Here is a 12,106-nt window from a genome sequence, read left to right on the forward strand (position 1 = left end):
CATGCAGTGGGGTTGTTTATTAATTGAACTTGCGATTCCCCGTGGTCTTGCCACAGGGTCGTTTATTTAAACGATCAGGTCTTCGACGCTGCTTCAAAGATTGAAGGGATCTTGGATTCGATAAAGGGCCATGAGTCAAAAATGCTATAGCATGGAATGAAGTCCGATCATATTACCTTCAGTATCAGCGATCAGAGCGATAAAGCCATACTGACCAATGGACATTTTCTCACGGATTAATTTCCCGCCTGAAGGTGTTGCACGCGCTGCCTCAACAGCGCAATCTGCGCACGTAAAGTACACTAGCACGGCATTTCCACCGGACGGTCCGTCTTCCATCTTAACCAGCGCTCCGGATGCGCCCATTTGATCTTCTGCCATTGGGAAACTCCACAGTTCTATTGGCATTTCTGCGGGACTGTTTAAACGTTCCAGCTTAACCTGAAAAGCAGCTTCATAGAAACGCTTGGCCCGATCCATATCTTGCACGTAAATTTCAAACCATCCCACAGGGTTAATATTCATGTGAAGCCCTCCTGTTATCGCTATCGTAATTTACAACCAAACCATCATGCCCAATTCCAGCGGATGGGACAGTAACGGATGGCAGGGATAAATTCGAATGTAATATTCCTGCTTGCCACACAATTCCGGTGTTAACTGGAGTTCAAAAATATGTTCGTCTGAATCCTTTGTACCGGTATATTCAAACTTGAAATGATTAAAGTTGCTTAATCGGGTTCTTTTATACTGGCGGTGCATCAGTAGTTCAACGATGACATCCTCCGGTTCCAAATTGTTCAGTCTGGCAGCCACCTTAAAATTCAACGCTTCACTAAAATGAGCACGTTCAGAGGGAATGTCTAACCGGCGGAGCGTTACACCGCGCCAAGCGTTTCTTATTTTGGCTTTCCAAGCAGCAATATTTTTTGCGCCAGAAAAATCATTGGCTGCGTATTGCATGCCTTTGTTACTGGCTGAGCGATAGAATTTAGTGACGTATTCATCGACCATGCGGGTAGAGTTATAACGCGGCAGTAGTGACATCATCGAATGTTTAGCCATTTTTACCCATTCAGGCGAATAGCCGAGTTTGCCATAATTGTAATAGAGTGGAACGACCTGATCTTGCAGGATTTCATACAGTGCGCGGCTTTCTTCTTTATCGCGCAGCACGCCCTCCATATCTCTCGGACCGGGTTTGATTGCCCAGCCATTTTTGCCGTCGTAGCCTTCTCCCCACCAGCCATCCAATACACTCAGGTTAATGGCGCCGTTAATGCCTGCTTTCATGCCCGATGTGCCACTGGCTTCGAGCGGATAGATCGGGTTGTTAAGCCAAACATCCACACCGGCAACTAAGCGGCGGGCGAGTCGTAAATCATAGCCTTCAATTAATAAGAGTCGCCCTTCAAATTCTGGAAATTGTGCAATCTGACTGATTCTCCGGATGACATCCTGACCCGGTACATCGGCTGGATGCGCCTTGCCGGCAAAAATCAGCAACACGGGGCGATCCTGATCAAGGATAATTTTCCGCAGCCAGTCGAGGTTTTCGAATAGTAAGGCGGCGCGCTTATACGTGGCGAATCGGCGTGCAAAGCCCAATGTCAGTACGTTTGGATTGATGGGATCAACAAACTTCAGTAGCCGGTCAAGATGGGCTTCAGAACCATGATTCCTGGTGTTTTGATCAGTGATGCGCGAACGGATACCGTGAAACATTTGCGATTTTAATGATTGACGCACACTCCAGAATAAATGATCGGGTATGGCATTAATACCTGACCAATAGTCGATATCGCACATTTTATTGCGCCATTCATGACCGAGATAACGATCAAACAGATCAGACCATTCCTGCGCCAGGAAGGTTGGCACATGGACACCATTCGTAATATACGAGATCGGATTTTCCTCCGGCTCAATCTGTGGCCACAAATCCCGGCAGATATTTGCTGATACGTCGCCGTGTATCTTGCTGACACCATTGTGTGTCCGTGAACCGTGAATCGCCAGTGCCGTCATATTGAAGTCAGGGCTATCGGATACATGACCGAGTGACAGGAATTCTTCTCGTGTAATGTTGAGCTTCTGATAAAAGCTGGCAAAATAAGTTTGCATCATCTCTGCACTGAAATGATCATGCCCGGCAGGTACTGCGGTATGCGTTGTGAATACCGTATTGACGGCCACACTTTCCAATGCACTGGCAAAATCAAGTCCTTGCTCCACCAGATTGTGAATGCGTTCGAGAATCATGAAAGCAGCATGACCTTCGTTGATATGCCACACAGTCGGTTTAATGCCGAGTGCTTGGAGTGCACGTACACCGCCGATACCCAGAATAATCTCCTGTTCAATCCGCATGGTTCGGTCACCCCCATAAAGATTGTGTGTGATATAGCGGTCTTGTGGAGAATTCTCCGCTAAATCGGTATCGAGCAGATAAAGTGTGACGTGCCCGATTTTTGCCTGCCATATTTTTGCAACGATGGCGCGTTGCGGCAATGCTACTTCGATTTGTACACTCGAGCCATCCTCATGCAAGACCGGCGTAACCGGCAGATCCTCAAAATCCGATATGGTGTAGGTAACTTGCTGATTACCCAAACTATCAATCGTTTGAGAGAAGTAGCCTTGGCGGTAAAGCAAGCCGATTGCTACGAATGGCAAGTGTAGATCGCTGGCTGCTTTACAGTGGTCTCCAGCTAGGATGCCCAAGCCGCCAGAGTAAATCGGGAGGCTTTCATGGAAACCAAATTCAAAACAGAAATAGGCAACCTGATCTTTCGGGCCTAAGTGCCCTGCATAATCCTGTGAAGATGCGTCATGATAGGAATCATAAGTGGACAGGATGCTATTGTAGGTGGCGAGGAAAACCCGGTCTTCCGTTGCTTTCAGCAGTGCCGATTCATCCACGCGTTTAAGAAATGCCTTGGGATTATGTCCTACCGCTTCCCATAAATGTGGATCAAGGCGAGAAAAAAGCGTGCGCGTGGCACGATCCCAGCTATACCAAAGGTTGTCAGCCAATTCTTCCAGACGCTTAAGGCGCGGTGGTATTTTAGGATTGACGGTTATGGTGAAAGCAGTTCTCGAAAACATGATGACTCTCCTTGATGAGATTTATTTTTTGTATGGGTGGCTAATTCATTGTGTTGAAGAATGGGAATTGAATCCTGAAACCGCCAAATTTTCAATCCTGACTATTGAGTAGATTATGTGCCTCTTGCTTGGCACCAAGCAAGCTGATTTCATAATTGGTGATGACGTGCACGGGAATTTCATGCATCAGTGCAGAAAAACGTCCCTTGTCCCGAAATGCGCGCATAAAGCCACCTAAGCTTAATATATCAATAATCCGAGGGGCAATGCCGCCCGCTATGTAAACGCCACCCCGGCATAATCCAGCCAGCGCCAGATTACCTGCGTAGGCGCCATAAATCTCAGCAAATAAATTCAATGATTTGATTGCGATCGGGTGTTTTCGGGTCTGAGCCAGTGCGGTTATGGTGGCGCCGCTGTCTTCCTCAAGATTAACTGGTGCTAAATCTGAAGCTATCGCTGCATTCATTTGCAGGAAATTAAAAATATTGGTTAATCCGGATCCGGATAGCAAGCGTTCTACCGATACATGGCCAAATTGATGGTGTAAAGCCTTGAACAAGTGGGTCTGTAATTCATTGGCTGGCGCAAAATCCATATGACCTGCTTCGGTCGGCAGTGCGAAATAGCGGCCTTCCAGCCAGGGTAGCCAGGCCACGCCCATCCCCGTGCCCGCGCCCAGTACGACACGCATCGCTTGTGCATGGGCTTGTCCTTGTCCTTGTCCTGTTTGTAGTGTTACCCAATCGTTGGGCGACAGGCTTTCAATCGCCAATGCCGCTGCTTCAAAATCATTGATGAGCTTGACAGCGGGGATGGAAAATTCAGCCGAAACACCAGCGCTACTGATTTGCCAGGGTAAGTTGGTTACTTTTGTTTGCTGGGCAACGATGGGGCCTGCGATTGCAAAGCAGGCGGCTACCGGATGATTCGCTGTTTCGGTCCGATTCAGAAAATCTCTCAGCATGTCAGAGAAAGTGACAAAAGCGGCGCTGTCATAACGCTGTGAGAATTGCTGATGGATTTCTCCGTCTCTTATTTCGGCCAATTGCAGAATGGTTTTGGTGCCACCAATGTCGCCATAAATAAGCTGTTTGTTCAAGGTTATCAATCCGGAAATTTTCTAGGAAGCTTGCTTAAAAAACTGGTAAGTACATCAGTACCCAAGTAATAGTATACATCGATAGACATGTTTTCATTGTCTTTGCTACGGTTTGACATACAATTGAACATTCAGTACATTTTTTTGGAAATTGGGAAGAATTGATTTCTCAATCGATAATTTTTTAATAATGGCTTTATTGAATATATTATGGCTGAACCATTGATCATCGCTAAAACTAGCAAAACTGACTTGGTGCTCCTGCCCGCGATGGCAACGCGTCATGGCTGCATTACCGGTGCAACCGGTACCGGCAAGACGGTTACCTTGCAGAAGTTGGCAGAGTGTTTCTCCAGTATCGGTGTGCCGGTGTTTATGGCGGATGTGAAAGGCGATTTGACGGGTATTTGTAAACCCGGATCGCTGTCCGGAAAAATAAAAGCACGTGTGGATCTGTTAAAACTAGATTCCCCGGAATGGCAAGGTTATCCAGTGGCTCTGTGGGATGTGCTCCAGGAAAGCGGTCATCCGTTACGTGCGACGATTTCTGATATGGGGCCGCTGCTGCTGGCGCGCTTGTTGAATCTGAATGAAACACAGGAAGGCGTACTCGCATTGGTTTTTAAAGTGGCCGATGATCATGGCCTGTTGTTACTCGATTTGAAGGATTTGCGCGCATTATTGCAATTTGTCGGTGACAATGCCGACAAATTCAGAACACAGTATGGCAATGTTTCATCCGCCTCAATCGGTGCAATTCAGCGCGGCTTATTACAAATAGAAGCGCAGGGCGGGGACAAATTCTTTGGTGAGCCGATGCTCAATATTGAGGATTTAATGCAGACGATCGATGGCAAAGGTGTCATCAATATTCTTGCCGCTGATAAGTTGTTAAATTCGCCGCGGTTGTACAGTACGTATTTGCTCTGGATGCTGTCTGAACTGTACGAAAATTTGCCGGAGACCGGTGATCGTGAAAAACCTAAGCTGGTATTCTTTTTTGACGAAGCGCACTTGTTGTTTAGCATGGCGTCTCCCGCTTTGCTGGAGAAGATCGAGCAAGTCGTAAGATTGATCCGCTCCAAAGGTGTGGGGGTTTTTTTCGTCACACAAAACCCGTTCGATATCCCGGAAAAAGTCCTGACTCAACTGGGTAATCGCGTTCAGCACGCGTTACGCGCATTCACGCCGCGTGACCAGAAAGCAGTGAATGCTATCGCTGAAACCATGAGGCCTAATCCGAAACTGGATGTCAAGCAAGCCATTCTTGAGCTTTCCGTTGGTGAAGCACTGATCTCTTTTCTCGATTCTGAAGGTTCTCCCAGTATTACCGAGCGTGCTTTTATAGTACCTCCGGTTAGTCAGATTGGCCCGATTACGGCAGAGGAACGAAAACAACTGATTCAATCCTCGCTTGTGGCTGGTGTATACGAACAGGAGATCGATCGCGAGAGCGCTTTTGAATTATTACAGGCGCGAACCGGTACAGAAAAACCACTTGGCGATTCATCGCAAGCCAAAGATTCTGAGAATTCGCAGAAACCAACGAGCAAGGGAATCTTGGGAGAATTAGGCGACTTAGTGTTAGGTTCATCCGGGAAACGTGGCGGGCGCCGCGAGGGGGTAATTGACGCCTTTGCAAAGAGCGCAGCCCGTTCGGTGGGCTCATCTATTGCGCGTGAAATTACCCGTGGCTTGCTGGGGTCATTACTAGGCCAGAAAAGGCGCTAGCAGGCTGTCCGAGAATAGAGCGATCTACTGCAGAAAAGCTATTTTGGTCATATTTTCCGATTATTCTCGTTAAATAGAATAACTATTCGCCTCAAATAATCGAAAAATCTGTCTCAGAATGGCTTTCGCTCGCTACGATCACTATTCTTGGACACCTCCTAGCCTGACCGAGAATATATAGCTATTTAATTAGCTTTAGACATAAAAATGGAGACAATTTATGGCAGATGATGGATCAAGTCAATCGACTACTGTTTGGCCTATGCCAAAGTTTTATTTTCAGGTTAAGTGGGATTCTCAAGTGATGTCATTTCAGGAAGTGAGCGGATTGGACATCCAGTCAGAGGAGATCAAATATCGTCATGGCGATAGTCCAGAATTTTCGGTGATCAAAATGCCAGGAATGAAGAAAGTCGGAAATATCACCATGAAGAAAGGTATCTTCAAAGGGGATAACAAATTCTGGGATTGGTTTAAACAAATTAAAATGAATACGATTAAACGATTGCCGGTTACTATCAGTCTGCTGGATGAGGGCGGTAAGGCGACTATGGTATGGACACTGACGAATGCTTGGCCGACAAAGATTACCGGTACCGACTTGAAATCGGAAGGTAATGAAGTGGCAATTGAGAGCATGGAAATCGTGCATGAAGGCATAACTATTTCAAATAGTTGATTTTTTAACTTGCGATTCTCCGCGGCCTTACGGCCTTACCGCAAGGATAGGTGCAGGGCGCACGGAGCATTTATTTCTTATAACCATGGCAAAGAAAACTGAAATTAACTGGCTAAGCGAGCCGGAAGCACATAATTATCCGGCAGCTTTGTCTTATTTGAGCCTGATTTACGATGAACAGACAGTGATTGGTTATGTGGATAATCTAAAACAAGCGAAGCTTTCAGAGTTTAAAGCCAAAGATATTTTTAGAGCATCCAACTTATCGTTGCTCGGGATAAGCAATACGCAAGTCAAAAAGAATCAACAGAAAATACAATCCGGTAATCAATTGTCACCTATTTTGCTGGTAAGAGATTCGGTAAATGGCAAAGTAATTGTCGCGGATGGCTATCATCGGCTTTGTGCAATCTATACCTACGATGAAGATGCCGTCATTCCATGCAAAATTGTCTAGCAAGTTCAGAGGGGTGAGATTTGATTGCGGATATCGATAAAGCCGATCCAACAGTAGTCATGGATGAGATTCAGCTTGTTTTGGCTGAAAAGCGTACCTCACTTTCCGTGATGCGGACAGGTATAGCCATATTGGCTCTTCCTTTATCTGTTATGAGCGTGCTGGTAGCGACTTCAAGAATGTATGATGCAGACAGTGTTTTGCACTTTCTGATTCCATTGGGGTTGCTTAATCTTGCCTTGATTGTATTAAGTGTCTATCTGATTATCCGTTCGATCATTCGAATTCACTTCTATGACAAGCTGCTTTACAAAATAAAGCTAAAGAAAAGTGATCTTGCCGAGCTGATTGAATAAATTTACCTCAGGAAGTGAGTGATTACACTCTGATTCGCATGTTTTTTCGTGGCCATGAAATGTATAGTTTTCACTAAAATTCAATGAATTACAATTTAATTCCGGGCGTCATTCTTAACTACCCGTGATCAAACCCTCTGCTTGCGACAATTTGTCACATTCCCTTTTCTTTGTTTTGCCTGGATAATCCTATCTGGATTGAGCAATAACAGTTACTGAACAAGTTATTAATTTTTTTGTCTATTTTAATTAGATTCTCCTAACTTAATAGATTGTTATGAACAGTGCAGGTTGTGTTGTATTGCCATCAACGTAAAGCTCATAACTTTACTTTCTTCCCCCCTCCCCATTCCATGCCTCCCTCCCTCAAAAGCGCTTTTACTCAGGCTGGCATCGGAATGGTTTTTTTTCTTCAATCATTGCACTGTAAGGGTGAGTATTGATTGAAATTTATTCCACGCGATCAACGACTCGAGCAGGAAGCGGATGTCATGGGAGCAAAAGCTTCCGGATAGGTTGGAAGAATACGCTACCGGATAGCATGGTTTGCCAGTGCGCGAAAGTCACCTTCCCAGCTCTTAAGTTTGTCATGCGCATGGCGGCGCTGGGTGGCGTTGGTGCTGTTGTGCATCTGCGCAATGAAAGCGCAGTTGTACTCGGTCAGTTTCACCTGGTAGGCGCGGTACTCGGCATCCGCAGAGCGCTCGACGCGCTCAACCAATACGCGCAGTGCTTCGACGATTTGTTCGGTTTCGACCGGTTCAGCGGCCAGTTGGCGCAGTGTCAGCAGCGTTTCGTGCTGACGTCGCTGGCGCTCGATCAACCAGGCTTCGGGGTCGAAAGGTGACGCTGCAATGTTGGTAGTAATCAAGCGCCGTTGCGCCTCGTCAATGCTGCCGTAGAGATTCTCGATGCGTTTGATGGTGCGTTTGGCCGATGCTTCCAGTCGTTCTTCGATATTCGGTTGCAGGTGGTCGCGCCGCAGTTCTTCGTTACCCTTGCTGTAGTGTTTCTCCATGTGTTGCCATTGTGCTTCACCCAAACCCGGCACCAACGGTGCGCCGAGCTGCAGCATCTGATCGAACGCTGGCGCCACGGTGTTTCTCAATTCCTCGGACCAACCACAAACCTGTGCCGGTGTCACGGAATCATTGAGCTGGTTGCGCAGACCGGCTAGCAAGGCCGCATATTCGGGAAGCTGCGTTTTGCGGTGCCAATCAAACCACCGGCGGATCGCCTCCTTGGCGTAAGGGGTCTGTTCGCTGTTAAAGTTGACGTAACCATCGAGCCACCACCAGACCAATTGCGGCCCTTGATCGTAACCGAGGCGCAACATACTGCAACTGCCGAGCAGGAACAGCAAACAGATCAATATGCCTCGCGCAAGAGACATCCGCAGTGCATTCCACGTTGTGTACATCGGTCGCAAATTTGAAGATGCAAGCAGGGACTTACGATAATGCATTTGGGTTCTCACGAGACAGAAACACTCCTGGTTTTTATAGCAATAGCAATAGAAATTTATATCAGTCTGGACAAAATGGTTAGGATTAATCGCTTATTAGCGATAAGATTACCAATATTACTACCCTTTGAGCATTCATTTCAGCAATGAAATCCATTCCCCGGCTTTTTTATATCCACGACCCCATGTGTAGCTGGTGCTACGCATTTAGCCAAAGCTGGTCTGCGTTGCAACAGGATTTGCCGCGAGATATGGAAATTGTTTATCTCGTTGGCGGCCTGGCGCCGGATGCCACGGAACCCATGCCGCTCGCGACACAAGCAATGGTGCAACAGGCATGGCAACGCATCGAGCAAACGCTACCCGGAATTCACTTCAATTGGGATTTCTGGTCACGCAATACGCCGATCCGCTCAACTTATCCGGCTTGCCGGTCTGTTTTGGCAGCCAAAAAGCAACGCGTGGAAGCTGAACCGGAAATGATACGTGCCATTCAGACCGCTTATTATCAACATGCGAAGAACCCTTCATTGCCGGAAACCTTGCAAGGTTGTGCCCGCGAGATTGGATTGAACGAAGCAATTTTTATCGAAGATCTGAAAAGTCCGGCGATAGAGAGTGAATTACAGCATCAAATTCAACTGGCAAGAAGCATGGATGGCTATTCCTATCCGTCTTTGCGGCTGGTGCATAATAATACCGTGTATCCCATTGCTATCGATTATTTGGATCATCGAACCATGTTGGGTGAAATAAAACAATCGAATCTATAGTAGTCCAGACTTGATCTGATATTGATTGACTGAATTAGAACCATTGCGGGCATTTGTTCGAGCTTAAAACGGCTCCCGACCAGGGGTAGAACCTTGGGATCTGCGGATTAACAGGTATTATAAGTATCTATTTTATTAATTTAATACCCGATAGCACTCACTAATATACGCAGATAATCGTCAGATTTGTCACGTTGACAAAATAGAATATCCAGTGATGTCTCCAAGATCATCTGACGAGTTGATTGATTCCTTATATGACTTGTTGGAATCTATCCTATCCAGCTAGTCTTAATCCTGCTCGGTTTTCAATATTTTTCCGTTAGCATCCAATTCAAGTTCGAGTTTCTTTCCTTCCGACTTGATTTCGACCTCGTATGCAATAACCGTTCCATCTGGCTTCATTACTTTTTCTGCGTCTTCAATGGTTGCTTTCGGATATGCCTTGGAAATAGCCTGAACTATTGATTCTGGCAATGCCTTAGCATCGAGAGTTTCTTCTATTTGTACAATTACTCCATCAGAGTCATACAGAACTTCGTATTCTCTATCGTTTTCCTTGAATTCCACTTCATAAACAGCTTTTCCATCGATCATTTCTTTCTCGAATTCTATTTCTTTGGCATTTGGATAAGCTTTCTCAAAAGCTTCGAGTACCGTTTTTGGTACTTGCGGTTTGCTTACTTCCTTTTCACCTGCATTCGCCTGACCGAATACTATCAATAAGATGACCGCTACCGTTGTAATCAAAAATTGCGTTTTCATAAAATCTCCTTTGGCTGAAGCCAAGTACTGATTAAAATTTGTCAATTCATTTACATTTTCTGAATGTGATTGGAAAAAGAACAACGAAAAAATTTCGTTATTTTCTGTCTACTCTTTGGATGAGTGATTGTCAATATTTAGAAGTATAAGAGAGGACGTAAATGTATTAGATTGCAACCAATCCGTATTCACAATGATTTATTGTCACGATCTATTAATAACCAATTAATAGTAATTAATTTGATTGACGGGTGTTTTAATTAGCTGTTTTTATTAAAAATATATCCGCTAGTGCTCGCCAATAATCGTTAGATTTGTCACGTTTCTTTTGCAATAATCTGGAAATCAAATAACTTCTTAGTATAGCTGCGCCATGGGCAAACATTTTGATTAAATCTCTGCAGGTCTAATCCTCCGTTTGCAACGGAGTGCTTTACAACTCTAGCTACATCAAGCTACCTTGACTCAAGAAAAGATAAATCATTAGCGCGAATCTATTTTTTACGGATAATGTAATAGAGCCACAATTCATAGCTTATCGGGAATATTTCTTGTAATAAATAACCGCTCTCAGCTATTCGGAAATTTTCTTGTAGAGTTTGACGGGAGCCATCCGTTTTTTCCGCATACGAAGATTGAGCATCTCTACTGTGACGGAAAAAGCCATAGCAAAATAAATATAGCCCTTTGGCACATGTACACCGAACCCCTCCACCATGAGCGTGACGCCCACTAAAATAAGGAACGAAAGCGCAAGAATCTTGATCGTAGGATGCTCATCCACAAAGTCCCCGATAGTTTTTGCTGCCATCAGCATCACGATTACTGCCAGAATAATAGCAATCGCCATGAGAGAAACCTGGTCGACCAAGCCAACCGCCGTGATGACTGAATCCAATGAGAATACGATATCCAACACTGCAATCTGGAGCAGCGCCGCTCCCAGGCTGGTGACTACAACCAAACGACCCGGTTCTTCTATTCCTTCCAAGCTGTTATGGATTTCATGCGTAGCTTTGGCGACCAGAAACAGACCGCCCCCAATCAGAATCACATCGCGCCCTGAAATTTCATATGAAAATAATGTAATCCACGGTTCAGTTAATCCCATTACCCAGGAGATCGAAAATAGCAAAGCCAAGCGCGTGATCATGGCAAGGCCAAGCCCCATCCTTCTGGCAAACGCACGTTGACTTTCGGGAAGGCGCGCGACAAGTATGGAGATAAATATAATGTTATCGATCCCGAGAACAATCTCGAGTGCAGTTAATGTGCCTAATGCTATCCACGCTTCAGGACTTGTCAGCCATTCAAATATCAAGGTTTTCTCTTCTTTTTTACGGTTATAAACTGTGGACAGAGCTCACTGTTAATTGTTCATCGAGCACAAGGCTGATATCAGCAGGTCAGCTCAGTTGGTTTTTCATAATAGTTCTCAACAGACCCGCCTTCTGCAATACAGTAAACATAAATATCTTTTTAAGCAAAAATAAACGTACTGATAATCCATTGTGTTGTCAAAAACACAGATGAATGTTTCAAAAAAGGTTTATCTTCTAGCAGGCTGTTGAAAAACTATCTGCGTTGCCGCTGCGGTGTTAAAAACAGACTAAAAATGCTCATTTATTAAGCATAAACTGCGCTTTTTCGCCTGTTTTTGCCTTGCATCG

The 12,106-nt window shown here is 45.3% G+C and carries 11 protein-coding genes; 5 read left to right on the forward strand and 6 right to left on the reverse strand.

The window, feature by feature from the left end:
- Positions 1-144: 144 nt before the first annotated feature.
- From K2P83_RS05320 to glk, 3 genes are all read right to left on the reverse strand, one after another.
- On the reverse strand, positions 145-525 hold the full coding sequence (locus K2P83_RS05320; RefSeq protein WP_292927021.1) for a VOC family protein: 381 nt from the start codon (positions 523-525) through the stop codon (positions 145-147).
- A gap of 30 nt (positions 526-555) precedes the next feature.
- Positions 556-3,108 (reverse strand): alpha-glucan family phosphorylase, encoded by a 2,553-nt coding sequence (glgP, locus tag K2P83_RS05325; RefSeq protein ID WP_292927023.1) that lies wholly within the window; start codon positions 3,106-3,108, stop codon positions 556-558.
- Positions 3,109-3,199: 91 nt separating this feature from the next.
- Positions 3,200-4,210 carry a glucokinase gene (gene glk, locus K2P83_RS05330; protein WP_292927025.1) on the reverse strand — a complete coding sequence of 337 codons (1,011 nt, stop codon included), beginning with the start codon at positions 4,208-4,210 and terminating at the stop codon, positions 3,200-3,202.
- Positions 4,211-4,420: 210 nt separating this feature from the next.
- Here glk and K2P83_RS05335 point away from each other — a divergent pair, with 210 nt between their 5' ends.
- The 4 genes from K2P83_RS05335 to K2P83_RS05350 all read left to right on the forward strand — a co-directional run bounded on the left by K2P83_RS05335 (position 4,421) and on the right by K2P83_RS05350 (position 7,433).
- On the forward strand, positions 4,421-5,941 hold the full coding sequence (locus tag K2P83_RS05335; protein WP_292927027.1) for a helicase HerA-like domain-containing protein: 1,521 nt from the start codon (positions 4,421-4,423) through the stop codon (positions 5,939-5,941).
- 220 nt (positions 5,942-6,161) lie between these two features.
- Entirely contained in the window at positions 6,162-6,620 is a 459-nt protein-coding gene (locus K2P83_RS05340; RefSeq protein ID WP_292927029.1) for a phage tail protein, read from the forward strand.
- 85 nt (positions 6,621-6,705) lie between these two features.
- The gene (locus tag K2P83_RS05345; RefSeq protein ID WP_292927031.1) at positions 6,706-7,077 is read left to right on the forward strand and encodes a hypothetical protein; all 372 of its coding nucleotides are present in this window, start codon (positions 6,706-6,708) and stop codon (positions 7,075-7,077) included.
- Between the two features lie 20 nt (positions 7,078-7,097).
- Positions 7,098-7,433, forward strand: a complete 336-nt coding sequence (locus K2P83_RS05350; protein WP_292927033.1) for a hypothetical protein — start codon at positions 7,098-7,100, stop codon at positions 7,431-7,433.
- 529 nt (positions 7,434-7,962) lie between these two features.
- Here K2P83_RS05350 and K2P83_RS05355 read toward each other — a convergent pair.
- The gene (locus K2P83_RS05355; protein ID WP_292927035.1) at positions 7,963-8,898 is read right to left on the reverse strand and encodes a DUF6279 family lipoprotein; all 936 of its coding nucleotides are present in this window, start codon (positions 8,896-8,898) and stop codon (positions 7,963-7,965) included.
- Between the two features lie 146 nt (positions 8,899-9,044).
- Here K2P83_RS05355 and K2P83_RS05360 point away from each other — a divergent pair, with 146 nt between their 5' ends.
- Positions 9,045-9,671, forward strand: coding sequence for a DsbA family protein (locus tag K2P83_RS05360; protein ID WP_292927037.1), 627 nt, complete (start codon positions 9,045-9,047; stop codon positions 9,669-9,671).
- Positions 9,672-9,962: 291 nt separating this feature from the next.
- On the opposite strand, the gene K2P83_RS05365 is transcribed toward K2P83_RS05360, so the two are convergent.
- Entirely contained in the window at positions 9,963-10,481 is a 519-nt protein-coding gene (locus K2P83_RS05365) for a PepSY domain-containing protein (protein ID WP_292927039.1), read from the reverse strand.
- A 529-nt stretch (positions 10,482-11,010) separates the two neighbouring features.
- On the reverse strand, positions 11,011-11,754 hold the full coding sequence (locus K2P83_RS05370) for a TerC family protein (protein WP_292927041.1): 744 nt from the start codon (positions 11,752-11,754) through the stop codon (positions 11,011-11,013).
- Positions 11,755-12,106 lie beyond the last annotated feature (352 nt).

Origin of the sequence: Nitrosomonas sp., assembly GCF_019752415.1 — a bacterium.
In the GTDB taxonomy this organism is placed as follows: Bacteria; Pseudomonadota; Gammaproteobacteria; order Burkholderiales; family Nitrosomonadaceae; genus Nitrosomonas.